18 protein-coding genes and 1 pseudogene are annotated in these 25,388 nt (G+C 71.1%); 11 read left to right on the top strand and 8 right to left on the bottom strand.

Annotation, left to right across the window (positions count from 1 at the left end; translation table 11 throughout):
• Positions 1-92 precede the first annotated feature (92 nt).
• Positions 93-650 carry a GNAT family N-acetyltransferase gene (locus tag AC1DV7_RS05360; RefSeq protein WP_477595325.1) on the top strand — a complete coding sequence of 186 codons (558 nt, stop codon included), beginning with the start codon at positions 93-95 and terminating at the stop codon, positions 648-650.
• Between the two features lie 18 nt (positions 651-668).
• Here AC1DV7_RS05360 and AC1DV7_RS05355 read toward each other — a convergent pair whose 3' ends face one another.
• Positions 669-1,112, bottom strand: a complete 444-nt coding sequence (locus AC1DV7_RS05355; protein WP_477595323.1) for a PaaI family thioesterase — start codon at positions 1,110-1,112, stop codon at positions 669-671.
• A gap of 19 nt (positions 1,113-1,131) precedes the next feature.
• Between AC1DV7_RS05355 and polA the strand changes: the two genes are divergently transcribed.
• The 3 genes from polA (at position 1,132) to AC1DV7_RS05340 (ending at position 5,851) form a co-directional block, all read left to right on the top strand.
• Entirely contained in the window at positions 1,132-3,804 is a 2,673-nt protein-coding gene (gene polA, locus AC1DV7_RS05350) for a DNA polymerase I (RefSeq protein ID WP_477595322.1), read from the top strand.
• A 77-nt stretch (positions 3,805-3,881) separates the two neighbouring features.
• Positions 3,882-5,564, top strand: a complete 1,683-nt coding sequence (locus AC1DV7_RS05345; protein WP_477595320.1) for an MmpA family trehalose lipid delivery protein — start codon at positions 3,882-3,884, stop codon at positions 5,562-5,564.
• 83 nt (positions 5,565-5,647) lie between these two features.
• Positions 5,648-5,851, top strand: a complete 204-nt coding sequence (locus tag AC1DV7_RS05340) for a hypothetical protein (RefSeq protein WP_477595318.1) — start codon at positions 5,648-5,650, stop codon at positions 5,849-5,851.
• Here AC1DV7_RS05340 and AC1DV7_RS05335 read toward each other — a convergent pair whose 3' ends face one another.
• The gene (locus tag AC1DV7_RS05335; RefSeq protein WP_477595316.1) at positions 5,852-7,003 is read right to left on the bottom strand and encodes a glycosyltransferase family 4 protein; all 1,152 of its coding nucleotides are present in this window, start codon (positions 7,001-7,003) and stop codon (positions 5,852-5,854) included.
• Between the two features lie 76 nt (positions 7,004-7,079).
• Between AC1DV7_RS05335 and AC1DV7_RS05330 the strand changes: the two genes are divergently transcribed.
• Positions 7,080-7,850 carry a class I SAM-dependent methyltransferase gene (locus AC1DV7_RS05330; RefSeq protein WP_477595314.1) on the top strand — a complete coding sequence of 257 codons (771 nt, stop codon included), beginning with the start codon at positions 7,080-7,082 and terminating at the stop codon, positions 7,848-7,850.
• A complete protein-coding gene (locus tag AC1DV7_RS05325; protein WP_477595312.1) occupies positions 7,847-11,941 on the top strand; it encodes an alpha-(1->3)-arabinofuranosyltransferase domain-containing protein in 4,095 nt (1,364 codons plus the stop codon). The genes AC1DV7_RS05330 and AC1DV7_RS05325 overlap by 4 nt, the downstream gene beginning before the upstream one ends.
• Positions 11,942-11,948: 7 nt before the next feature.
• Here AC1DV7_RS05325 and AC1DV7_RS05320 read toward each other — a convergent pair whose 3' ends face one another.
• Together AC1DV7_RS05320 and AC1DV7_RS05315 are read right to left on the bottom strand one after the other, a co-directional pair.
• Complete coding sequence (locus tag AC1DV7_RS05320) at positions 11,949-13,112, bottom strand: acyltransferase family protein (protein WP_477595310.1); 1,164 nt, start codon at positions 13,110-13,112, stop codon at positions 11,949-11,951.
• Entirely contained in the window at positions 13,109-14,947 is a 1,839-nt protein-coding gene (locus AC1DV7_RS05315; RefSeq protein WP_477595505.1) for a hypothetical protein, read from the bottom strand. The genes AC1DV7_RS05320 and AC1DV7_RS05315 overlap by 4 nt, the downstream gene beginning before the upstream one ends.
• Here AC1DV7_RS05315 and pgfA point away from each other — a divergent pair.
• Positions 14,897-16,048 (top strand): cell envelope lipid trafficking protein PgfA, encoded by a 1,152-nt coding sequence (pgfA, locus tag AC1DV7_RS05310; protein WP_477595308.1) that lies wholly within the window; start codon positions 14,897-14,899, stop codon positions 16,046-16,048. The two genes, AC1DV7_RS05315 and pgfA, sit on opposite strands and share 51 nt — an antisense overlap.
• A 111-nt stretch (positions 16,049-16,159) precedes the next feature.
• Here the strand turns inward: pgfA and AC1DV7_RS05305 are convergent, their stop codons facing one another.
• Both AC1DV7_RS05305 and AC1DV7_RS05300 read right to left on the bottom strand, forming a co-directional pair.
• Positions 16,160-16,561, bottom strand: coding sequence for a hypothetical protein (locus AC1DV7_RS05305; protein WP_477595306.1), 402 nt, complete (start codon positions 16,559-16,561; stop codon positions 16,160-16,162).
• 101 nt (positions 16,562-16,662) lie between these two features.
• Positions 16,663-17,478, bottom strand: a complete 816-nt coding sequence (locus AC1DV7_RS05300; RefSeq protein ID WP_477595304.1) for a class I SAM-dependent methyltransferase — start codon at positions 17,476-17,478, stop codon at positions 16,663-16,665.
• A gap of 149 nt (positions 17,479-17,627) precedes the next feature.
• Here AC1DV7_RS05300 and rpsA point away from each other — a divergent pair, with 149 nt between their 5' ends.
• Positions 17,628-19,127 carry a 30S ribosomal protein S1 gene (gene rpsA / locus AC1DV7_RS05295; protein WP_477595302.1) on the top strand — a complete coding sequence of 500 codons (1,500 nt, stop codon included), beginning with the start codon at positions 17,628-17,630 and terminating at the stop codon, positions 19,125-19,127.
• An 86-nt stretch (positions 19,128-19,213) separates the two neighbouring features.
• On the opposite strand, the gene AC1DV7_RS05290 is transcribed toward rpsA, so the two are convergent.
• Positions 19,214-22,303, bottom strand: coding sequence for a M14 family metallopeptidase (locus AC1DV7_RS05290; protein WP_477595300.1), 3,090 nt, complete (start codon positions 22,301-22,303; stop codon positions 19,214-19,216).
• 139 nt (positions 22,304-22,442) lie between these two features.
• Here AC1DV7_RS05290 and AC1DV7_RS05285 point away from each other — a divergent pair, with 139 nt between their 5' ends.
• Both AC1DV7_RS05285 and coaE read left to right on the top strand, forming a co-directional pair.
• Positions 22,443-22,907, top strand: a complete 465-nt coding sequence (locus AC1DV7_RS05285; RefSeq protein ID WP_477595298.1) for a PPOX class F420-dependent oxidoreductase — start codon at positions 22,443-22,445, stop codon at positions 22,905-22,907.
• 9 nt (positions 22,908-22,916) lie between these two features.
• Positions 22,917-24,110 (top strand): dephospho-CoA kinase, encoded by a 1,194-nt coding sequence (coaE, locus tag AC1DV7_RS05280; protein WP_477595296.1) that lies wholly within the window; start codon positions 22,917-22,919, stop codon positions 24,108-24,110.
• A gap of 6 nt (positions 24,111-24,116) precedes the next feature.
• Here coaE and AC1DV7_RS05275 read toward each other — a convergent pair whose 3' ends face one another.
• Positions 24,117-24,509, bottom strand: coding sequence for a hypothetical protein (locus tag AC1DV7_RS05275; protein ID WP_477595294.1), 393 nt, complete (start codon positions 24,507-24,509; stop codon positions 24,117-24,119).
• 255 nt (positions 24,510-24,764) lie between these two features.
• Between AC1DV7_RS05275 and AC1DV7_RS05270 the strand changes: the two are divergent.
• Positions 24,765-25,388: pseudogene (locus AC1DV7_RS05270) on the top strand (hypothetical protein); the annotation flags it as partial.

Raw genomic sequence — 25,388 nt, 5'->3', positions numbered from 1 at the left:
GCCGTCGGGGGAGCCGTGCGCGATGAGCAGCAGCAGTCCACATCCGACGATGGAGGAGTCCGGTGAGCCGTCCGGCGGTCAGCGTTCGACGTGTGTCAGAGGAGCAGGAGCGCGCCTTCACGGAGCTCTGGATGGCCTCGCGGGTCGAGGCGGGCGTCAGCCCCGAGGTGGCGGCGCGCGCCGCGTCGGAGGGCCGGATCACCAGCGCGCTGCGGCGTGAGGACGTGCGTGCCTACGTCGCCCTCGCCGACGGAAAGGCCGTGGGCTTCGCGGTCGCCGCGACGACGCCGTTCTCCGCCCTCACGGACGCACCCTGCGTCACGATCGACCAGCTCTACGTCGCCGCCGACGCGCGCAAGCACGGCGTCGCCCGTCACCTCATGAGCGCCGTGACCCTGTATGCCGACTCGCGCGGCTGTGAGCAGATCGGCTGCAACGTGCCGGCCCCCAACCGCGACGCCAACCGCTTCTTCGCCCGGCTCGGCTTCTCCTCGCAGGTCGTGCGCCGGGTCACCACCGTCGCGGCGCTGCGTCGCCGGCTGGGTGCGGCCGACGAGCCGCGCCACCACTCGCTCGAGCAGCTCCTGCACCGTCGCCGGTCCCTGCGCGCACGGGCCACGGCAGGAGCCGACAGCCGCCTCGCCGGCTGACCGGTCGGACCAGCGCCCTCAGGCGCCCGGGGCCGCGTCGCGCAGCAGGCAGGTGATCCGGCAGGTGCAGATGCGCTTGTCCTGGTCGTCCGTGACGACCACCTCGTACGACGCCAAGGTGTTGCCCAGGGACAGGGCCGTGGCCGTGCCGGTCACCCAGCCCGAGCGTGCCGCCCGGTGGTGCGTCGCGTTGATGTCCAGGCCGACGGCGATCCGGTGCGGTCCGGCGTGCAGGGCGGAACCGATGGACCCCAGCGTCTCGGCGAGGACCACCGACGCGCCCCCGTGCAGCAGGCCGTAGGGCTGGGTGTTGCCCTCCACGGGCATGCGGGCGACCACGCGCTCGGGGGCGCCTTCGAGGACCTCGATCCCCATCCGGTGCAGCAGCGAGTTCGGGTTCATGTCCAGCATCGCCTGCAGTGCGTCGTCGAACGTGCGGTCGGTCACGGGGGTGTCACTCATAACCAATAGGCTGCCATGCGTGAGTCGACTCCTCCTCCTCGACGGTCATTCCCTTGCCTACCGCGCGTTCTTCGCGCTGCCCGCCGAGAACTTCTCGACGAGCACGGGCCAGCACACCAATGCCGTCTACGGCTTCACCTCGATGCTCATCAACGTCATGCGCGACGAGCAGCCGACCCACGTCGCAGTGGCGTTCGACGTGTCCCGCCAGACCTTCCGCACCGAGGAGTACGCCGACTACAAGGCCGGCCGGTCGGCCACCCCGAACGAGTTCAAGGGCCAGGTCTCGCTGCTCCACGAGGTGCTCGACGCCCTCAAGATCCGGTATGTCGAGGTCGACGGCTTCGAGGCCGACGACGTCCTTGCCACCCTCACGACCCAGGCCCTCGCCGAGGACTTCGAGGTCCTGATCTGCTCCGGCGACCGCGACTCGCTGCAGCTCGTGACCGACCGCAGCACCGTCCTCTACCCCGTCAAGGGTGTCTCCGAGCTGGCCCGCATGACCCCCGAGGCCGTCCAGACCAAGTACGGCGTGCTGCCCGAGCGCTACTCCGACCTCGCGGCGCTGGTGGGGGAGTCCTCCGACAACCTGCCGGGCGTCCCGGGCGTCGGCCCCAAGACCGCGGCCAAGTGGATCGGCCAGTACGGCGACCTCACGGGGCTCGTGGCGCACGTCGACGAGATCAAGGGCAAGGCGGGCGAGTCGCTGCGCGAGCACCTCGACGGCGTGCTGCGCAACCGGCGGCTCAACCAGCTGGTCCGCGACCTCGAGCTCCCCGTCACGGTCGCCGACCTCGAGCGCCAGAACTGGGACCGCGAGCAGGTCCACCACGTGTTCGACAGCCTCGAGTTCCGGGTGCTGCGCGACCGTCTTTTCGAGTACCTCGAGGCACCCCAGGAGGAGGCCGAGCACGGCTTCGACCTCGAGGGTGCGGTCCTCGCGCCCGACGAGGTGGCCGGGTGGCTGACCGACCATGCCGGGCCCGGAGCCCGCGTCGGCGTGCACCTCGTGGGTCGCTGGGGGCGCGGCACCGGTGACGTCACCGCGCTGGCCCTGGCCACGGAGGGTGATGCCGCGGCATACCTCGACGTCACCTCGCTCGATCCCGCCGGGGAGGCGGCCGTGGGCGCGTGGCTGGCCGATGCCGACCGGCCCAAGGTGCTCCACGACGCCAAGGGCCCGCTGCTTGCCCTGGCCGCACACGGCTGGCCGGTCGCGGGGATCTCGACCGACACAGCTCTGGCTGCGTACCTCGTGCGGCCCGACCAGCGGTCCTACGACCTCGCCGACCTCGTCCTGCGTCACCTCGGCCGCGAGCTGCGTGCCGAGGCCGAGGACTCCGGCCAGGGGCTGCTCGACTTCGGCGACGAGGGCGACGCCGGAGCCCAGGACGCGATGGTTCGCGCCCGGGCCGTGCTCGACCTCGCAGGCGCGCTCGCCGAGCAGCTCGAGTCCACCGGGGGCACCTCACTGCAGCAGGACGTCGAGCTCCCGCTCGAGCGGGTCCTGGCCGACATGGAGCGCACCGGCATCGCGGCCGACGTCGACCTGATGACCGGGCTCGAGGCCGACTTCGCCGCGGCCGTCCGCGACGCCCAGCAGGACGCCTACGACGCGATCGGCGGCGACCAGATCAACCTCGGGTCGCCCAAGCAGCTCCAGGTCGTGCTGTTCGACACGCTCGGGCTTCCGAAGACCCGACGCACCAAGACGGGCTACACGACCGACGCCGACGCCCTCAACGACCTGTTCACCAAGACCGAGCACCCGTTCCTCGAGGCCCTGCTCCGGCACCGCGACGCCTCCCGGCTCCGGGTGACGGTCGAGGGGCTGCTCAAGTCGGTGGCCGACGACGGGCGCATCCACACGACCTACCAGCAGACGATCGCGGCGACCGGTCGGCTGTCGTCGACCGACCCCAACCTGCAGAACATCCCCATCCGCACCGACGAGGGTCGCCGGATCCGCGAGGTGTTCGTCGTGGGCGACGGGTTCGAGTCGCTGATGTCGGCCGACTACAGCCAGATCGAGATGCGGATCATGGCCCACCTGTCCGGCGACGAGGGGCTCATCGAGGCGTTCCGCTCGGGCGAGGACTTGCATCGCTTCGTCGGCTCGCGGGTGTTCTCGGTCGAGCCCGAGGACGTCACCGCGGCGATGCGCTCCAAGGTCAAGGCGATGTCCTACGGCCTGGCCTACGGGCTGTCCGCGTTCGGCCTGTCCAAGCAGCTGACCATCTCGACGGGTGAGGCGCAGGGCCTCATGGACGAGTACTTCGCCCGCTTCGGTGGCGTCAAGGACTACCTCGACGAGGTGGTGGCGCAGGCGCGGGGGACGGGCTACACGCAGACGATGCTGGGCCGGCGGCGCTACCTGCCCGACCTCACGTCCGACAACCGGCAGCGGCGCGAGATGGCCGAGCGGATGGCCCTCAACGCGCCGATCCAGGGCTCGGCCGCCGACATCATCAAGGTCGCCATGTTGCGGGTCGACACGGCGCTGCGCGAGTCCGGCGCCCGGTCCCGCCAGCTGCTCCAGGTGCATGACGAGCTGGTGCTCGAGATCGCCCCCGGTGAGGCCGCGGACGTCGAGGCCCTGGTGCGCAGTGAGATGGGCCAGGCGGTCGAGATGGACGTGCCCCTCGACGTGAGCGTGGGTGTCGGCCGGTCGTGGCACGACGCCGCCCACTGAGCGGCGCCCGTATGCCGGGTGCCCGCGGCCCGTCGTCGGGTCCCGGCCCCTCGGGTGGAGGCGCGTCGGCTCACCCGTTGCCGGGCCGTCCGTGGGCGTCGGTGGCCGTGGCCGGGCTGGTCTCGCTCGCCCTGGCGCTGGTGGTCTGCGGGCGCTCGCTGGGCCGGGGGATCTACCTCTACCGAGACTTCGTGACCGTCCCGGACCCGGTCCTCGGGCCCCAGGCGTGGGGTGCCGACGGACAGGCGCCGCGCGCGGTGCCCCTCGACGCGGTGACAGCCATGGTGTCGACGGTCGTCCCACCGGGCGTCCAGCAGCAGGTCATGCTGGTGGGTGCGCTGGTCCTGGCCGGCACTGGAGCGGCCCTGCTGCTGCGACGGCACGGCCTGGCCGCCATGGTGGCTGCCTCCGCCATCGCGACCTGGAACCCGTTCGTCGCCGAGCGGCTGCTGCTCGGCCAGCCCCCCACGTTGCTCGCCTACTCCATGACCCCGTGGGTCGTGCTCGTCGTGCGGTCGCGGCTCACCGGCTGGCGCGCGCTCGCAGCCCTCGTGGCCGTCGCTGCCCCGGCGGCGCTCACCCCGTGGGGCGGGCTGACTGCGTTTCTCACCGCGGTCGTGGTCTCCTGCGCGACCCCATCGCGCCGAGACCCGCGGTGGCTGGCTGCCGTGGCGGTCGCCGGGGTGCTCTGGTGCCTGCCGTGGGTGGTGCCTGCCCTGGCCCACGACACCGGCGCGGCTGACGCCGACGGACCGGCGGCCTTCGCTGCGGGAGCCGACGGCCCTCTCGGCACGCTGGGATCCCTGCTGACCCTGGGTGGCATCTGGGCGCCTGCCGCCAGGCCGGGCTCTCGTGAGTCCGTCATCGCCGTGGGTGCGGCGCTCGTCCTCCTCGCCGTCGCGCTCGTCACTGCAGCCACCCGACTTCGCAGGTCCCCGCGCGCCCCGCAGTGGCTGCTCGCCGCGTCGCTCGTCGTCCCGGCGGTGGCCGCCTGGCTCGCGGCCACCGACGCCGGGGTCGCCGTCCTGCGCACCCTGCAGACGGTGCCCGGGGTGGCGATCGCCCGCGACTCGCACCGGTGGCTGGGCTTCGCTGCCCTTGCCACGGCGCTGCTGGTCGGACTCGCGCTGGGCGAGGCCACCCGGCTCGGCGGCCCGGTGGCCTCGCCCGCCGGCGCCGTCCAGACCACCGGCGCCGTCCGCACTGGCACCGTCCCCTCCCGCACCGTCCTGACCGCCGCGGCAGCGGTGGTGGCCGCGTCGTGCGCCGTGCTGACCGTGCCGGACCTCCCGCGACTGGTGCACACGGCATACCAACCGGTGCGGGTGCCCTCGGACTGGACGCCGATGCTCGCCGCCGTGCGGGGGTCCGCGGGTGCGGGCACCGTGCTGGTCGTGCCGTGGTCGTCGTTCCGCGCCGCCAGTCCGGACGCTCGGGGAGACACCGCCGGGGGAGGGGGATTCAACGAGGGGCGACCGTTCCTCGACCCGCTGCCGCGCGCCCTGGACCAGCCGGTGCTCCTGTCGCGTGAGCTCGACGTGGTCCGCGACGGCCGGGTGTGGGTGGTCGACGGCGACCGCGAGGTGCTGACCGGTTTGCAGACCACCGGCGAGCTCGACGCCACGAAGCTCGCCGCGGCCGGGGTCAGTGTCGTCGTCCAGTGGCGCGACACCCTGGGGGTGCCGGTCCGACCAGGGCCCGGTCTGACCCTGGTGCACGCGGGTCAGGCGTTCCAGGTGTGGGTTGTGACACGCCCTTGAGCCATTTCCCGCAGGATTGCACGAAAAGGCCAACCTGCCGGTAACATCTGCCGAAACCAACTGAGCCATGGAGGCCCTGCCGCATGAAGTTCTTCCGTCGCAACGAGCGTGGCGAGATCTCGTCCGCCGTCGCAGTCACCCTGCTCAGCATCGTGCTGGGCGGAGGCGCAGCCGCTGCCGCCGTGGTCACGGTCGTCAACACGCAGGCGCCGGATGACACCGCTGCAGTGCAGAACGGCGAGAAGGACCTCATCGACCCCGCGACGGTGATTCCGTACGGCGGCTGATCAGCCACTCACGGTCTGAGAGCGGGCGTCGGTCATTGCGACCGGCGCCTTTCGCTGTGCCGTGCGCTCCAGCAGCCGCTCCCAGTAGTCCGCGGTGACGCTCCACGAGAACTGCCGGGCGTACTCCTTGGCGTGCTCGCCCATCTCGAGCCGGGTGTGCCGGTCGGCCAGCAGCTCGGCCACCTCGTGGGTCATCTCGTCGAGGTCGTGCACGAGCACGCCCGTGCGGCGGTCGATGATGCTCTCGGACAGGCCGCCTGCGTCCCGGTAGGCGACGGTCGGGACGCCATGGCTCGCCGCCTCGACGACGCAGAGCCCCCAGCCCTCCTTGACGCTCGGCGCCAGCGCCACCCAGCTCTGGGCGAGCTCGGCGTGCTTGGTTTCCTCGTCGACGAAACCCAGCAGCGCGACGTCGTCGGCGACACCGGAGGCCTCGGCGTGCTCTGCGATTTTGTCGTGCCACCAGCCGTGGCCGACGATGCGCAGCCGCAGCCCGGGGTGGGTGGGCCGCAACCGCGCCACCACGTCGATGGCGTGCTCGATGCGCTTGTGCGGCACGAGCCGGCCGAGCACGACCAGGGTCGGCTGGTCGGAGCGCCCCACCTCCAGTGCCAGGGGTGCGTCCGTGCCGTTGTGGATGACGGCGATGTCCGCACGGGCCACGCCGAGCTCCACGAGTTCGTCCCTCGTGCGGCCCGAGACGGCGACGTACTGCCGCCCGCGGTACACGCGGGGCGCCAGCCGTGACTCGACGGCCCACCCGATCCGGGCGGCGACCGGCCCGAACACCACGGGCCACTGCTCGCGGTGGACGTGGTGCACGAGGACGACGGACGGGGTCTTCGTCCCCCACGACGAGAAGAACGGGATGCCGTTCTGGGTGTCCACGACCACGTCGTAGGGTCCTGACCGGCGCTCGTCCCGCCGCAGCGCCCGCAACACCGCGGCATACACACTGAGCCTGCCGCCCTGGCGGCGGTAGGTGACGCCGGCCTTGACCTCGACCGGTGCGGCGTCGCCGTGGGCGGCGCAGTAGAAGGTCACGTCGTGGCCGCGCTCGGCCAGGTGTGCGGCCACCGTCTCGAGGTAGTGCTCGGCGCCCCCGCCCTCAGGGTGCGTGAAGTCGCGCCAGCTGAGCAACGCGATCCGCACCTGTGGAACTCCTCACATCACCGTCATGGGGCCAAGTTGACCGATCAGTAACCGTACCGGCATTAGGGTTCTGCCCGTGGTCGTGTCAGGGAAGGCGGTGGCGCCGGTGCTGCCGCGGGGATCCCTGCGCAGGTCCGTCGCGCTGTTCCGCGCGTTCCTCGTCGAGCAGACCGATCCCGACCACTTCTACTCCACCCTGGCCCTCGACTCCGTGGCCGAGGTGCGCCGCTGGACGGTCCTCGAGGGGGCCACGGTCGTGGACATCGGGGGCGGCCCTGGCTACTTCGCCGACGCCTTCGCCGCCGAGGGTGCGTCGTATGCCGGTGTGGAGCCCGACGTCGGTGAGCTCACCGCCCGCGGCGACGTGGGGAGCAACGCGGTGCGTGGCTCGGGCCTGCAGCTGCCGATCGCATCGGGCTCGGTGTCCGTGGCCTACTCGAGCAACGTGCTCGAGCACGTCCCCGACCCCGAGCTGATGGCCGACGAGATGCTGCGGATCACGCAGCCCGGCGGGATCGTGGTCCTCTCGTGGACGCCGTGGCTGTCGCCGTGGGGTGGGCACGAGACCGCGCCGTGGCACTACCTGGGTGGTCGCCGAGCCGCCGACCGGTATGCCGCCAGGCACGGCAAGCGCCCCAAGAACGACTTCGGCCGGTCCCTGTTCGCCTGCTCGGTGGGCCGGATGATGCGCTGGCTGCGGGCGGCGGAGGCTGCCGGTCGGGTGGACATCGTCCAGGTACTGCCGCGCTACCACCCGTGGTGGGCCAGGTGGGTCGTGCGTGTCCCGCTGCTGCGCGAGGTGGCCAGCTGGAACGCCGTCATCGTGGTGCGCCGGGTGCGCGGATGACGTCGGACGGGACCGCCGTCGATCGCAGCCGCGCCAGGCTCAACCAGGCCGCACAGTCGGCGGTGCTGGTGGCGTTCGCCTTCACCCAGGCGCCCCGCTGGACGGCGCCCGATACCAAGCTCGACCTGACCCAGGCTCCCGCGGCGCTGTTGGCCCGCTCCTTCACCTTGTGGGACCCCCAGGCCGCGGCCGGGCAGCTGCAGAACCAGGCGTACGGCTACCTCTTCCCGATGGGGCCGTTCTTCTGGCTCTGGCACCAGCTGGGTGCCCCGCCGTGGGTGGTCCAGCGACTGTGGTGGTGCCTGCTGCTGCTAGTCGCCTTCCACGGGATGCGCCTGCTGCTCGGCAGGCTGGGGATCGGCACCGGGACGTCCCGGATGCTGGCGGCCTTCGCCTACGCGCTGGCGCCTCGCATGCTCGAGGGACTGGGGGCGATCAGCTCCGAGATCTGGCCGATGTCGGTGGCCCCGTGGGTGCTGCTGCCGCTGGTGACGGCCCGTCCCGGCGACGAGCGGGTGGCCGCGTCCCGGTCGGCGGTGGCGTTCCTGGCCGCCGGAGCCGTCAACGCCGTCGCGAGCCTGGCTCTGCTCCCGCTGCCGGCACTGTGGATCCTGACCCGCGCCAGGGGAGCCCGGCTGCGCCTCGCCCTGTGGTGGGGCCTGTGTGTGGCCCTGGTCTCGGCCTGGTGGATCGTGCCGCTGTTGCTGCTCGGGCGCTACAGCCCGCCGTTCCTGGACTGGATCGAGTCCAGCGCCGTGACCACGTCCGGGGCTTCCACGACGGAGGCGATGCGGGGGACGACGCAGTGGATCGCTGCGATCTCCGGGGCTCGCGGTCCGCAGTGGCCGGCCGGCTGGGAGATCCTGACCCAGCAGTCCATCATCTGGTTCGGGCTCGTCCTGGCCGCCGTCGGGTTGATGGGGGTCTGGCGCGCCGGTGCGACGTGGTCCCTCTTCGCGCGGTCGGGGCTCGTGGTCGGTCTGGTGCTGGTGACCCTGGGGCACATCGGTCCGGGTGTCGGTCCGCTGGCTGCGGACCTCGGCTCCATGCTGGACGGCGCACTGGCGCCGTTCCGCAACACGCACAAGTTCGAGCCCATGGTCAGGGTCGTGCTCTGCCTCGGCCTGGCCCACGCCCTGCCGTCGCTGGAGGGCCTGCTGCGTCGCGCGGGCGGCCGCGTGCCCCACCTGGTGACGGCCGTGGTGCTGCTGGCGATCGCAGCCCAAGCGGCCGCGCCCGTCTTCCAGGGCGTCAGCCAGCGCGGCCAGTTCCTTGCGGTTCCCGGCTACTGGAAGCAGGCCGCGGACTGGCTGGGGGAGCGCCGCGGGCCAGGGCGGACGCTGGTCCTGCCCGGTTCGACGGCGCCCGCAAGCTACTGGGGCGATCCCCGCGACGAGGCGCTGCAACCGCTCGCCTCCAGCCCCTGGATCGTCCGGGACGCCGTGCCGCTCGGGTCGGCCGGCGCGACGAGGATGCTGAACGACATCGAGGCCCGCGTCGCGTCCGGTTACGGCGGCACGGAGCTGCGCAACGCGATGCTGAGGATGGGCATCAGCCGGGTCCTGCTGCGCTCGGACCTCAACTACCGCGCCACCGGGGCCCCCGCGCCGATGGTCGTGCAGGCCGCCCTCACGTCGGCGGGCGCCCGTCCCGTCGTCGCCTTCGGCCCCGAGCTGGGCGGCAGCATCAACCCCGAGGTCGCCTTCGACGGAGGCCAGGACCAGCCGGTGCCTGCCATCGTGGTCTACGACCTCGGCGACGACACCAGCATCGCGCCGACCCGGGCCGTCCCGGTCGCCGCCACGGCCGTCGTAGCAGGTGGGCCCGAGGCCACAGCCCTGCTCCCCGAACCCCAGCGCCCCGTCATCCTCAGCTCCGACACGGCGTCGCTGCGCAGCACCGGCCTGCAGGACTCGCCCCAGGTCCTGACCGACACCCTGCAACGGCGCGAGGCGAACTTCGCAGCCGTCCGCACCAACTACGGTCCACCGCTGACGTCCGGTGAGGACTACCCGGCGCCGCGGCGTGCGCACGACTGGTTGATGCCGTGGTTGTACGGCAACGACCTCTCGGCGCGGCAGACCGTCAAGGACGTGGCGGACGGCAGCGTCGTGACGGCCTCCGGCTCCCTCGCCTACCCCGACCTGGGTCAGGTCCGTGACCTCACGCGCGTTCCCGACAGTGCCTTCGACGCCAGTGCCGACACCATGTGGGAGAGCCGCGGCTACGTCCCCGCGGGCCAGCACGTCGAGGTCCGGTGGAAACAGGCGCTGACGCTCCCCGACCACGTTGACGCCGTGTTCGACATGCTGGACGGGGCGAACATCGCTGCCGTGACCGTGACCACCGACGCCGGGACGGCACGAACGCCGGTGAGCTCCCCGGAGCCGGGGGCCGCCGGGGCCCGGACGACGGTGCGCCTCTCGGTCCCACCCGGCTCCTCGAGGACCTTCAGGCTGACCATCGCCGAGACCCGGCCCGGGAGGCCCACAGTGAGGGTCCGCGACATCGGTGTGGGCGTGCTGCCGCGCGTCGAGAGCTGGCTGCGGCTGCCGGCTCCGACGTCTGGCGCCGTCTCCGGTGTCCTGCTGCAGGCCTCGCCGGACCGGGTTCCCCCGTGCGTCCCGGGTTTCCACGACGTGCTGCACTGCCGCCCCGACCGGACGAAGGTCGCCGAGGGTGAGCTCGACCTTCGCCGGGTGTTCACACTGCCGACCGCCACGACCATGACGGGCACCGGTTCGGTCGTACCCCGCGGCGCGAGCGCCACCGCGCGGCTGCTGAACCGACCTGACGACATCCGGGCAGCCGCGACGAGTACCTGGGTGCCTGGGGCGTCCACCGCCCCCCAGCTGGCCATCGACGGTGACCCCGCGACGTACTGGGCGGCCTCGCCCTCCGCCATCAGCCCCAGCCTCACGCTGCGCTTTCCCGAGCGCCGGGTCGTTCGCGGGCTCCGCTTCGAGACCGACCCCGCCGTGACGGGACGCCGCATCACCGAGGTCGAGATCAAGGTCGGTGGCAAGACCTACCAGCGAACCGTCGACCCCGACTCGCCGCGCGCGACGGTCAGGATTCCCGAGACCGAGGCGTCGACGGTCGTCGTCACGGTGCTCGAGAGCACCGACCTGGCCCTGCGCACGGATGGCAGGAACAGCCCGGCCCCCGTGGTCCTCGGCGACGTCAACCTCGTCGGAGACCCCTGGCAAGCCCTCGACCGGTTCGATGTCGCCATGCCCTGCGGGTTCGGTCCTCGGCTCCAGGTCAACGGCACCGAGTACCCCACGGAGGTGTCCGGGTCGCGGGCCGACCTCGTGCAGGGCCACCCCCTACAGCTCCGCGTCTGCGGGTCCGCGCGGCTGCCCCAGGGGGAGTCCCGGCTGCGGGTCCTGGCCTCGGCGGAGTTCGGGGTGCGCAACCTCTCGTTGTGGACGTCAGGGGAGCCGGGACAGTCCGCGTCGGGGGAGTCGGTGACGTCGTCACGGTGGTCTGCCACCGACCGAACCGTGCAGCTGCCGACGCTGTCCGAGCCGTCCACCGTGCAGGTTCGGGAGAACGCGAACCCGGGGTGGGCAGCCAGGCTCGCAGGCAAGCAGGCGCTCCCGGTCACCCTGGACGGCTGGTCGCAGGGCTGGGTCGTCCCCGCTGCCGGGGCTGGCGTGCTGCACCTCGACTTCAGCCCGCAGACCCCGTTCCGGGTGGCGCTCGCGCTGGGTCTGCTGATGGCCCTGCTGGTCGTCGGCCTCGCCGCCACAGGTCGTCGGAGGCGCTCGCCGGGAGTCGTGGTCCCGGAGTCCGCACTGCCCCCGCCTGTCGCCAGCGTCTTCGTCATCGCGTCACTCGGCGTCCTCGCGGGGGCCTGGGGTCTGCTCGGTGTCGTCGCTGGCTGGGCCGCGAGACGGGTGGGACCGGTGCGTGGCCTGCTGGCGCTGCTCGCGCTCCTGGTGGTCTGGGCGGTCTGGGGTGCGGCCGCACCCTGGCCGGACCCGGCGCAGACGAACCGCGGCCTGGTGGCCGCCATCCTCACAGCCGTGGTGCTCGGGGTGGTGCTGGTGCCTGCGAGACGTCGACGTCAGCGGCGCCGCGCCTGACCTGCGGTCAGCTGGTCCGGCCGCGCACGTAGCGCTGAGCTGGCTCCTCCACGAAGCGCCAGCTGGCAGCGGCCACGGGGATGGTGATGAGCAGCGTGCCGAGCAGGGTGAACCAGAAGTGGCCCACGAACAGGTCGAGCCCCCGGGCCTCGCGCAGCGCGAACATGATCGGCATGTGCCACAGGAAGATCGCGTAGCTGATCTGGCCCAGGTAACGCATGACGCGACTGCCGAGGACGCCGCTGAGCGGGTTGCCGCCGCCCACCGCCGACGGCGCGATGACGAGGAAGGCGAACAGGCCGTAGCCGAGGTGCTTGAACGTCTGCTCCAACACGGTGGGCTGGGAAAGGTCGTAGGGTCCGGCGAGCCGGGTCGTGAGCAACCACATGAGGCAGGCGGCCAGCACCCACAGGGCGACGGGCGAGTGACGGATCGTCGAGGTGACCGACGCGAACCGCCCGGGGCGGGCTGTCAGGCAGGCGAGCAGCATGCCGTAACCGAACCAGTCGAGCGTCGCGGGCAGCGTCTGCAGCCAGGTGAAGCCGGCCGGCAGGACCCCCCAGCCGTCGAGGGCGCGGAACCCCTGCGCCAGCACCATGACCCCCGCGAGGGCGAGCAGCTCGGCCCAGGGGCGGCGCCCACGGACGACGCGCGCCACCAGCCAGGCGAGGCCGGGCAGTGCGATGTAGAACATCACCTCGGTCGACAGGCTCCACAGCTGGGCCAGCCCGGGCATGATCCACGACTGCTTGACGCCCTGCAGCTGGGCCAGGTTGGCCAGCCAGGTGCCCAGGGGTGCCTCGCGGGCGTCGGCCCACAGCAGCGGGGTCGCCACGAGGACGCAGAGCCACGCGGGGACCAGGCGGGCGGTCCGGCGCATGGCGAAGACTCGCAGCGAGGGCCAGGCGCCAAGCCCCGCGTTGTGGCGGGCGTACGGCCGGTAGAGGAGGAAGCCGCTCAGGACGAAGAACAGGGCCACCCCCACGTCCATGCGCGCGACGAAACCGGGCAGGACGTTGCGACCGATGGTCCCGGCCATGAAGCCGGCGTGGGTGACGACGACGGCCAAGGCCGCCAACGCCCGCAGCCCCTCGAGCTCGCGCACGTGGTGGACCGCGTGACCGGTGGCCCGCACGTTGCTGGTCTGGGTGGGTACCTCGACGGAGGTCACTGGGGCTCCGGGGGTTGGACGACCTGGAGGGTCGTGATGCAGACGTCGGCAGTCGTGCGGCTGCGCGCGACCTCGACGCTCTTGACCCGGACGTCGGGCGTCACCGGCAGCAGGACGCGGTGTGGCCCCCTCTGCATCTGTGGCGTCACCGGGGGCCGAGGCGTCGACACCGTGCCGTCCTCGGCGATGACCCGCACCGAGACCGAGGTCGTGTCGGCGACCAGGAGGCCCAGGTCGAGCAGCGCTCCGCGGTAGTAGGGGACCGGTTCGTCGAAGTCGATGACGGCCTTCGGCTGACCTGCCGCCAGGGCGTGGCGGCAGAAGTCCGAACGCTCGTCGGGAGCAACCGCGATCCGCTTGAGCTCACCCGCGACCAGGTGTCCCTCCGGGCCGACCACCCGGGCCGCCGAGTCGAAGACGACCGTCCGGGTTGTCGGGTGCAGCACGGCGATGAGGTCAGCCGTGGAGAAGTCGGGCTGGACCCAGTTTGGGACGATCGTGACCGGGACCGGGGAGGCCGCGACCGGGGAGAGGTTCGTGGCGAGGTCCGTGCGCAGGGCCTCCACGTATGCCGTGCTGGAGTTGTGGTGCCACCGCTCCACGAAGCCGACCCAAGACACCCCGCACGCCACCGCTGCCGCGAGCGCCCCCGCGGCAAGCACCCGCACCGTCCGGCGCCGGGGGGCGCGCAGGACTCCGTCCATCAGCACAGCGACGCCGATCGCGAGGAACACGCCGACGTCCGGGAACAGGCGCAAGTCGTCGACCGAGGACACCTCGGCTCGCGCGACACGCCCGACGTAGATCATCACGTAGATGGGCAGGATGTAGGCGGCGAGCACGACGAGCGGCCGCCACACGGGAGAACGGCCCGGCTGGCGGCGGCCACGCATGGTCGCGACCAGCAGGAGCACCAGGGCCGCCAAGCCGGCTGCAACCATCCACGGAGGGGTCTGCGCGTACGAGTAGCTCTCGCCCCCGTGACGCCAGCTCACCGGGCCGCCGACCAGGCTGGGAACGGTGTTGCGGAACAAGGCACGCCCCACCGCCGCGAAGAACCCTGACACGGTCGGGGACCCGCCACCACCGTGGTCGTAGTCACCGCTGCCGTAGAAGAACAGGAAGGCGAGGTTGACGGCCACCATGGGTCCGACCGCGACGAACTGTCGCGGCAGGGACCGTCGGAACGTCGTGCCCGGGACCAGCAGGAACCCAGCCACCGCGAGGACCACAGGGATCACCAGGGCACGCTCGGAGAAGCACAGGCCGAGGACGTGGGCGGCCCACGCGGCATACGCCCATCGACGGTCGGCACCACGCAGGAACCGCAGGCCGGCGTCGATGGCGACCACGGTCAGCACGAGGGCGGTGAGGGTGGTGAGGGTCTGTCGGTACCAGGCGATGGCCGGGATGATCGACGGCGCGAACAGGGCCAGCGCCAGCCCGACCCGGGCGACCGGCCGACGGGTCACGAGCTGGGTGAGCAGGCGCCAGACCGCCACGCCCAGGAGGGCGCAGACCACGAGCGTGAACACGACTGCCGGTCCCCGCTGCAGGGGCCAGTAGTGAGTCTGGAGCCAGTCCATGGTCCGCGCCCCGGGCGCCAGGTGGGTGGCGTTGCTCTCGATGATGAACGGCCATGGACCGCGGCCGGCGGCATAGGCCTGGGCCCGGAAGTCGTCGATGTAGAAGCCGCCGGGGACCACGAGGTAGGCGCTGACGACCACGAAGAGGACTGTCAGCGCCGCGGCGCCACGGTCGAAGGGGACGCGTGCGCTGGCCTGATGACGCGCCCGGGTGCTTGCGGAGGCGACTGTCGCCTCGACCACTCCCACGAATACCAGCTCATTTCTCGCACTTGGCGCCGATGTGCGCGTCACAGAGGCTACCCGCTGGTAGTGTCCGGCTACCTCATTTCAAAGGAGATCGCCGGGATGCGCAAGGTGCTTGGCAGTGTTGCCACGCTATTGGGAGTTTTGCTGTTGGTGTTGGGCATCGTCGCCAAGCCGGTTCTGTACAAGAACCTGGCGACCGTCAAGCTCGACCAGCGGTCGACCTCGGTGTCGCAGGGCTCGGGAATGTCCTCGCTGCACGCCTACAAGGGTGACGACGGCAAGTCGCACTACGACAAGCTCGAGAACGTCAACCTCAAGAGCACGCGCAACGTGATCGGCATCCCCGGCAAGGTCGAGGCCGCCAAGAAGACGGGCACCGACACCTACTGGCAGACCACGGTGCAGTCCCAGGCCGAGATCGACGGCAAGTGGACCGACCTCAGCTACAGCAACGAGGGCGTCTCGTTCAACCGCAAGACCGCCGAGGCGACGAACTGCTGCGGCGACTTCAAGTCGGCGGGTGACCTCGACGACCCGGCCAAGACCCAGCCGATCGACCACCAGGGCCTGTTCTTCAAGTTCCCGTTCGACGTCCAGAAGAAGACGTACCAGTGGTGGGACGGCGACCTGGGCAAGGCGACCAACATCGAGTTCCTCCGCGAGGAGACCCTCGAGGGCGTCGGCACGTACGTGTTCCGCCAGACGATCCCCAAGGCCGAGGTGACGACGCGCGATGTCCCCAAGGCCCTGTTCGGCGACACGGCCGACGGCAACGTCACGGCCACGGTCAACTACGGCAACGTCCGCACGCTGTGGATCGAGCCCAACACCGGTGTCCTGATCAAGGGTCAGGAAGAGGTCGAGAAGTCCCTCACCACCGACACCTACCCCGAGCTGTTCACCACCAAGGGCACCATCGGGTACTCCGAGGCCACCGTGAAGAAGAACGCCGAGGACTGGGGCTCCAAGGGCAAGATCCTCGGCTTCGTCAACGGCGCGTTGACGCCGGTCGGCATCATCGGCGGCCTGCTGCTCATCGCGCTCGGCCTGTTCCTCAGCTTCGGCGCGAACCGCGGGCGCGGCAAGCGCGAGGCCGTCTGACCTGCGCCACCGCACGCGACGAGGGCCGCTCCCGGTGGGAGCGGCCCTTCGTCATCCCCACCGCGGGGGTATGCCGTGGCGCCGGCCGTGCGACGGCGGTTCGCCGGAGGGTCAGGTCGGCAGCCAGGAGGGCCACCAGTGCGGCACGTTGTCGCTACACGTGGGGGAGGTGGACGGGTAACCGGTCGGCGCGCCCAGGTGGTCGAGGAGGAGGAAGCCGCCGGCCCACAGCAGCAGGACCATGACCACCAGCGCGACGGGGCGGGGCAGCAGACGCCGGACGGGCTCGAGGAGGGCGCACAGCGCGACGGCGGCAGCGGGGAGGACGAGCGCGGCTCCCAGCATGGCTGCGCCGGCGTTGATGCCGAGGTCGCACTCGGCAGTTGCCTTGGCTCGCAGCTGCCAGACCCCGGCGACGGTCGCCAGGGTCAGCACGAGGGGAACCCACCACCACAGCCGGCGTGGCTGCGTGGCCGCCGGGGACGGGTCCGTGGTCGCGGGTGCGGCGGTCATGGCAGCGATGATGCCCCGGCTGCGGGCGGGGCCGGCGCACCTTCACCGGATCCGCACAGAACCTTCACGAGCTCGGTGTTCGGAGGAGGCTCGAGCGACGGTCACGAGCGCAGGCAGACGAAGATGGCCGTGCCGGGGAACAGGTTGCCGCGCAGGGGTGACCAGCCTCCCCACGTCTGGCCGTTCTCGGCCGGCCACTCGGGCTCGACAAGGTCGCCCAGCACGAGGCCGGCGGCGACCAGCTCGCGGACCCGGTCGCCGAGCGTGCGGTGGTGCTCCACATACGACGTCTCGCCGTCGGAGTCGGACTCGACGTAGGGCGTCCGGTCGAAGTAGGACTGGCGCACCGTGAGCCCGTCCTCGCCCGGGTCGTCGGCGAACGCCCAGCGGAACGGGTGCGTGGTGGAGAAGACGAACCGCCCGCCCGGGCGCAGGACCCTGGCCACCTCGCGCATCAGCGCGGCGGTGTCCGCGACGAAGGGCACCGCCCCGTACGCCGTGAAGACGGTGTCGAACGCCGCGTCTGCGAACGGCAGCCGGGCCGCGTCGCACTGCGCGAACGGCACCGGGTGGCCCGGGGGAGTGACCCTCAGGTTGAGGTCGAGGCCCTGGCGGACCATGCCGGCGGACAGGTCCGTCGCCACGACCCGGCCCCCGCGGCCCGCGACCCAGCGCGCGCACTGACCGGCGCCGGCGCCGATCTCCAGCACCTGCCGGCCCTCGACCTCGCCGAGCAGCCCCAGCTGCGACTCCCGCCAGCCCTCGGGCCCCCAGACGAACTCGGAGTCGCCCAGGAAGGTGCCGTGCTCGGCGTAGTAGGCCCCGGCCTCGGCGTCCCACCAAGAGCGGTTGGCGACCGCGGTCTCCTCGGGGCCGGCCTCCCGGCGGCTGACCTGCGCAAACTCACTCACCGGCATACCTCTCGCGTTTTGACCCCACGCAGACAGGATCGGTAGGGTGGAGGAGCACATTCGTGTGCTCACTTCGTCGTGTCCGCTGCGGACGCCTCGTGGGGGGCCACAACAAACACCTTCTATTCACTGTCCATCATCGGAGTTCCTACTACATGACTGCCAGCACGGTCGAAAAGACCGCCCCTCAGGTTGCCATCAACGACATTGGCACCGAGGAAGACCTCCTTGCCGCGATCGACGCGACCATCAAGGACTTCAACGACGGCGACATCGTCGAGGGTCGCATCGTCAAGGTCGACCGGGACGAGGTCCTGCTCGACATCGGCTACAAGACCGAGGGTGTCATCCCCTCGCGTGAGCTCTCCATCAAGCACGACATCGACCCCTCTGAGGTCGTCAAGGTCGGCGACGAGGTCGAGGCCCTGGTCCTCCAGAAGGAGGACAAGGAAGGTCGTCTGATCCTGTCCAAGAAGCGTGCGCAGTACGAGCGCGCCTGGGGCACGATCGAGAAGATCAAGGAAGAGGACGGCGTCGTCACCGGCACCGTCATCGAGGTCGTCAAGGGTGGACTCATCCTCGACATCGGCCTGCGTGGCTTCCTGCCCGCCTCGCTCGTGGAGATGCGTCGCGTCCGCGACCTCCAGCCGTACGTCGGCAAGGAGATCGAGGCCAAGATCATCGAGCTCGACAAGAACCGCAACAACGTGGTCCTGTCGCGCCGTGCCTGGCTCGAGCAGACCCAGTCCGAGGTGCGCACCACGTTCCTCAAGGAGCTCCAGAAGGGGCAGGTCCGCTCCGGCGTCGTGTCCTCGATCGTCAACTTCGGTGCGTTCGTGGACCTCGGCGGCGTCGACGGTCTCGTCCACGTCTCCGAGCTGTCCTGGAAGCACATCGACCACCCGTCCGAGGTCGTCGAGGTCGGCACCGAGGTCACCGTCGAGGTGCTCGACGTCGACATGGACCGCGAGCGTGTCTCCCTGTCGCTCAAGGCGACGCAGGAGGACCCGTGGCAGCACTTCGCCCGGACCCACGCGATCGGTCAGGTCGTCCCGGGCAAGGTCACCAAGCTGGTTCCGTTCGGTGCGTTCGTCCGCGTGGACGACGGCATCGAGGGCCTGGTCCACATCTCCGAGCTGGCCGAGCGCCACGTGGAGCTGCCGGAGCAGGTCGTCACGGTCGGTTCCGACATCTTCGTCAAGGTCATCGACATCGACCTCGAGCGTCGCCGGATCTCGCTGAGCCTCAAGCAGGCCAACGACGACAGCGCGCCCGTCGCCGAGTTCGACCCGACCCTCTACGGCATGGCCGCGGAGTACGACGAGGCCGGCAACTACAAGTACCCGGAGGGCTTCGACCCGGAGACCAACGAGTGGCTCGAGGGCTTCGACGCCCAGCGTGAGAAGTGGGAGAAGCAGTACGCCGAGGCCCACACCCGCTGGGAGGCCCACAAGACGCAGGTCGAGGAGGCCACCAAGGCCGACGCCGAGGCTGCTGCCAACGCTGGTGTCTCCACGTCGTACTCCTCGGACTCCGCGTCCGCGGCGTCCGACGACGACGAGACCGTGAGCCGTCCGGCTGCCCCGGCTGCCGAGGGCACGCTGGCTTCTGACGAGGCCCTCGCCGCGCTGCGCGAGAAGCTCACCGGCAACTGAGTCCCCACCCGGCATACCTCGGTATGCCGCGTGAGCGGCTTCGAGAGGCCCGGCTCCCCKGCGGGGGAGCCGGGCCTCTCGGTGTGTCAGTGCAGGAGGTGCCCCAGGGCGCGCCCCACCACGGTGGCACGCGTCGCCGGACCGGTGATGCCCTCGATGCCGTACCCGGTCAGGATCGTCCTTGGCGTCGTGATCGAAGCGCCCACGGGGAAGCCCGAGGAGTCCGTCCGGACCCAGTCGTTGGCGTTGGTCGCGCTACCTGCGGGGGCGCCGCTCACCGTCCAGGCGCCCAGGCCGGACTCGAAGGACTCCACCGTGCCGCCCGGCACGGTGATGTCGTCGAGGAACACGCCGGTGCCCTGCGCCGACCAGTCACTGGCGTAGGCGATGGACACCTCGACCGTCTTCCCGGCCCAGGCGGACAGGTCGACCTGCCACTGCTGCCAACCGCCGGAGCTCCCGCTGGCCGCATTCCACACCCCGGTGGTACCGGTGGCCGTGCACGAGTCGGCGCCGTCCCACGTCTGGTAGTGGTCCAGCTGCGGGTGCAGGTCACGCCAGCCTTCCGGACAGCTCTCGCCCGTCGCCGTCGTCGTGTGGCCATTCACGTCCGGAAGCGTGGTCCAGTCGTTCCCGCCAGCGGTTCGCGCCTCCACGAACAAGTGGTCCCAGTCAGCCTCGGTGTCGTAGGACGTCCAGAACGACAGGGCACCGCCCCCGGCGGGCACGGCCACCTCTCGGGTCAGGCGCTTGTACGTGACGTCCGCGATGCGCGAGTAGACGTATCGCGTCCCGGTGTGCGGCTCGAACGGACCGCCCGGCTTGATCCACCGCGACGACGGCCAGCTCTCGAACTGGGGGAACCTCGAGACGGGCAGCAGACCGCTGAGGGCAAGGAACGACGACGTGTCGTTCTGGTTCTTGGCGCTCTGACCGCCGTTGAGCCCCCAACTGAGTCCGTCGAACGGAGTGCCGACTCCGTCGACGTCGAAGGTCTTGCCGTGGGCGTCGAGACCGTCGCCGACCACCGCGGCGGCGGCGCCGAAGAAGTACTCGACCACGTCGTTGATCCCGTCTCCTGAGCCACTGAGCTGCAGGCAGCGGCGGGGATCGACGCCGGCCGGGAGCGGGTTGCAGGCGATCTCGCCCTTGGGGTCGTACAGCTGGGTCCCGACGTTGCCGGTGTACTGCTCACCTGCGAAGTCTCCGCTGTACAGGATCTTACCGCCCTCGGTGAGGTAGGAGCGGAACTCCAGCAGCTCGTCGAGGGCCAGCCGGTCGGCGTTGCCAGGCCCCCAGCCTGTCCGCCGGGTCACGACGTCGTCCCCGGTGTACCAGACGACCGCGTCGTAGTGGCTCAGCACGCCAAGGTTGTCGGGCGCCGTCCGACCGCGGGCGTCGACGTCGTAGACGTCAGCGCCTTGCCCGTTGGCGGCGAGAGCGGCCGTGTAGTAGCTGAGGTACTTCGGGCTGGTGCCAGTCTGGACGGGTGAGGCCCCCGTGTAGTCCTCCGCGGCCACGACGAGCACCCGGTTCCCCGTCTCGGAGACGGCTTGGTACGTGAACGACGAGCTCCTCTGGCCGCCGCCCTCGAACCACACCTCGACGGAGTCGCCGGGTTTGGTCCCGGTGACCACGCCACGCACCTGGTGGTAGTACCGGGCGGGCGGCGTGTAGCTGAGGCCGGGCGGTTCCGACGTCGGTGCGGACCTGACCGCGCCGCCGTTGATCCGGAACTTCGCGGTCACCGCGCCCAGGCTCCGACGAGCCAGCACCGCCACCGGCTGCGGGTCGCCGTAGGAGTACCTGAAGCTGAAGTTGGCACCCGGGATACCGCGCTTGTACGCATCCTCGCTGTCGACGTAGAAGGGCTTGGTCGTGAGCCCCAGGACGGACGAGGGGGTGGCCGGGTGCGTCGCTGAGCTCGCCACGGACTGGGCGAAGGGCAGGTTGCGCAGGAACTCCTCCTGCACGAGGGCCTCGTCGTCGGGGAAGACGAAGCCGCAGCCGGGACACCCCTCGGAGAGCTCAGGTGTCCAGGCCAAGGTGCCGGTCTGGGCGTGCGCGTAGTCGGTGGTTTCGCCGTTGGTCACGTACAGGACGTCCGACGCGAGCCCGGGGTGGAAGCCCTTGATGGCCGGGTTGTCCAGGTTCCCCGACATCGCGTAGTAGATGGGGTCGTCTGCGGTGGGGGAGCCGATCTGCCACCCATCGCTGTACAGGAGCCACTGGCCATTCGAGTGGTAGTTGACCTGGAATGCGAAGCCGATCCGGTCCAACAGCCCCTTGAGGGCCTGGGTCTCCGGCTCGGACGCCGGTGCTGGACCTCGGTAGGTCTCGCTCGAGGTGACCGACGAGGAGCCCTCCTCGTCGTAGCCCCAGTGGTTCGGGTAGTTGCGGTTGGGGTCGACGCCGTCCCCGACCGTGATCTGGCCGTTGCCGTCGTTGTCGCGCAGGTTCTTGCGCCAGAGCCGCTCGGTGTCGAAGGTGTACTGGTAGCCGTCAGGGTTGGCTACGAGGACGAACCACAGCTCGGTCTCCTGGAGCAGCTTCTTGACCGCTGGGTCGTTGGCACGCCACCTGTCGAGGTACCAGTTCATGAGTCGGCGGTTCACCTCGGTCGAGATCCACTCGCGGGCGTGCTGCGTCGAGCTGAACAGCACGGCCGGGCGGCTTCCGTCGACGATGCCTTGGGCTCCCTGGGTCAGCTTGACGGCCAGGAGCTCGCGGCCCTGGTACGTCGTCCCGAGCTTGACCACCTTGGCCACGGACGGATTGGCCGCTCCCGCGGCATACACCTGGTCACGGATCCCACCGGGCTGGTCGTAGGACCTCCACACGGTGAAGCCGTTGGCGGCCTCCGCTGCCGCGAACTCGCGCACCGTCTTGCCACCCTTGACCCGGGTGAGGGTCGCGGTGATGCCCTGCCGGCTCAGTCGGTCACGCTGCGCCTGGGTGAGGACGAGGTCCACCTCGACCCTGTCGCCCACCACTCTGGAACCGGCCACGTCCTGACCAGCGCGCGCCAGCTGCCCGACCTGCTCGGGCGTGACCCTCGCCGTGTAGGCGTCCAGGTGACCCCGGTCGACGGCCGCGAGGGAGGTCGGGGCGGTGAGCGTGGTGGCTGTCGCGGTGACCGCGGCGACGAGCAGCGCTGTGCGGATTCGAGGTCGCATCGTCTTACCCCTTCGGGCCGGTACTCGAACCTTTCGACGCTGTCACTGGTGCGGCCGCCGTGGATCCGCCAGTTGACGTATGCCTGCATCGACAGCCCCGTGGTTTGCGCTCGCAGTGAGCCCGCCCTTGGATGAGGGCATGGCACGGACGATTGCGACGAACACGACGGTCGACCTCGAGGGGCTGCTGGACTTCGTGCGGCCCCGGCACCAGCTGGTCCTCATCACGGAGCGCTCCGACGGTCGGCCCCAGGCGTCACCGGTCACGGGTGGTGTCGACGACAGTGGGCGCATCGTCATCTCGAGCTATCGCGAGCGGGCCAAGACGGCCAACCTGCGACGGCGACCGCAGGCGAGCGTCCTGGTGCTGTCGGACGACTTCGGCGGGGCATGGGTGCAGGTGGACGGCGACGCCGAGGTGGTCGACGCGCGCGACGACGTGGAGCCTTTCGTCGAGTACTACCGCAACATCGCCGGCGAGCACCCCGACTGGGACGAGTACCGCGCTGCGATGGTGACGCAGGACAAGTCGCTGCTGCGCATCACCCCCACCCGCTGGGGTCCGGTCGCCACGGGCGGCTTCCCGGCCCGGCTGGCGGACTAGGCTTCGGGGATGCTGCGTGTCGGCCTCTCGGGGGGCATCGGGTCGGGGAAATCCACTGTCGCGCAACACCTTGCGAGCCTCGGGGCGATCGTCATCGATGCCGACCAGCTGGCCCGCGAGGTGGTCGCCACGGGCAGCGAAGGCCTGGCGGCGGTCGTCGGACGCTTCGGCGACGAGGTCCTCGACGACGAGGGTGCACTCAACCGGCCCGCCCTCGGAGCCATCGTGTTCGCCGACGAGCGGGCGCGTCGCGACCTCGAGGGCATCACGCACCCCCTGATCGCGCGCCGCACGCGCGAGCTGGTGGCCGCCGCACCCGCGGATGCGGTCGTTGTCCACGACGTCCCGCTCCTGGTCGAGAAGCACTACGGCCCCGGCTACCACCTCGTGGTCATCGTGGGGGCGCAGGAGGACACCAGGGTGAAGCGGCTCATGCACACACGCGGGATGACCGAGGCGGACGCGCGCAGCCGGATCGCCGCGCAGGCCGACGACGACCAGCGCCGGGCGGCCGCCGACGTGTGGCTGGCCAACGACGGTGGCCCCGACGAGCTGCACGAGGCGGTGGAGAGGCTGTGGCACGAGCGGCTGGTTCCCTTCGAGGAGAACGTGCGCCGCGGTCTGCGCAGCCATCGGCTGGAGCAGGTGGTCCTCGCGGCTCCCGACGCGACGTGGCCCGCCCAGGCCGCCCGGGTGGTCGAGCGGCTGCGACTGGCCTTCGGTGACGTGGCGCAGACCGTGGACCACGTCGGCAGCACCTCGGTCCCGGGTCTGGTCGCCAAGGACGTCGTCGACCTCCAGGTCGGGGTGCCCACGCTCGAGGCCGCGGACGACCCGGCGTTGCTGCGGCGACTGACGGAGGCCGGCTTCCCGCGCGCCGAGGGTGTGGACGCGGACTTCGGCCGGGGGTCGGATGGCACGTGGCCCAAGCGGATGCACGGCAGTGCCGACCCTGGCCGGGTCGCGCACATCCACGTCCGCGAGGTCGGCAGTCCCGGGTGGCGGTGGGCGCTGATGTTCCGTGACTGGATGCGCGCCGTCCCGGAGGCACGCGCGGAGTATGCCGCGGAGAAGCTCCGGATCGCGGCCGGCGTTGCGACGGTGAACGAGTACGCCGAAGCCAAGGAGCCGTGGTTCGACGCGGAGCACGAGCGGGTCGAGGAGTGGGCGCGCGAGACCGGGTGGCAGCCGCCCCGACGCTGACCCGGGTCAGCGCAGCTGTCGCCACCACCCCAGGAGCAGGGCCGTCCTGACGAGCGCCACCAACGGCGGGATCGGGAGGGCGAACCCCCACCAGAACACCGCCTCGACGGGCAGCAGGAGCAGGGCAGCCACGGCCCCGTCCCGGTGACCACCCGAGAGCCGCGCGCCGGCCCACACCTCGACGAGACAGACCACGAGGAACCCCAGCATCAGCGGCACCGTCGTGGCGATGCCGTGCCGCTCGAAAGGGCCCTTGCCGTACGTGGGATAGCCCATGAGGGTCCAGATCTCGCCGGTCGTCGCGAGGTGCCTGATGCCCAGCACGCAGGGAATCCCGAAGCCGAGGCCGGTCAGCACCAACAGCCCACCGGCCACCTGCAGTGCCACTGCCCTGCCCACGCGAGTCCCTCCTCACCCCGACCGCTCCAGCGTGGCAGGGGTGGCGTGACCTGCGAAAGCCCCCACGTCGGCTCGTCGGTCCACAGGCGGGATGCCTGACCGACTCGCCGTCCACAGGTTGGGGTCTCCAGCTTGCCTCTTTGGTCTTGGTATGCCGCGCAATTCCGTTGCGCTGCAACGGAACTCGGGTCGTACGGGGCTTGGGGGCTGTCGGTGGTCTCTCATAGTGTGGTGGTCATGCAGGGGGATCTGACGTTGACTCAGCACCGAGAGCGGCTCGGCGCCGCGCGCGAGTCGCTGGGTGCCCTGAGCGAGGTGCTGTGGCAGGTCCCCTCCGGCGGTGGGCCCGAGGGGCTTGCCGGTTTGCTGAGCGAGGTCGACGCGTTGGGTGCGGCGTGTGATCTGGCGCGGGTGACGGTGACCGCCGAGGCGATGGCCCGGGGCGAGACCTCCGGTGGGTCGGCGGCGATGACGGTCACGCAGTGGGTGCGATGTCACGCGCCGTCGACCCGGGCAGGTGGGTCGCGGCAGGTGGTGGAGCTGGCGGTGGCGTTCGGCAAGCCGGTCAATGCGCCGGTGGCTGAGGCGGTGCGGGCGGGGGTGTTGCCGGTGCCCTCCGCGGCGGTGGTGGTCGCGGAGGCGGACCGGTTGCGGCCGGTGCTGGCCGACGGGGCGGAGCCCCACGTGCTGCGTGGCCTCATCGACCTCGCGGCCGCCGACGGTCCGCGCGCGTGCCGCCGTCTGCGGCCCGCGCTGCTGGCCMRGTRCGGSCGGGACGGTCAGCTGCAGCTCGAGCAGGACGCCGCGGCCCGGTTCGTGAGCTTGTCGCAGCCGGTCGAGGACGGCACCGGGATCGCGGAGTACCGGCTGGTGCTGGAT

The sequence above is a fragment of the Pedococcus sp. P2_E4 genome, from assembly GCF_056403935.1.
This window is presented reverse-complemented; position numbering and strand designations above follow the sequence as displayed.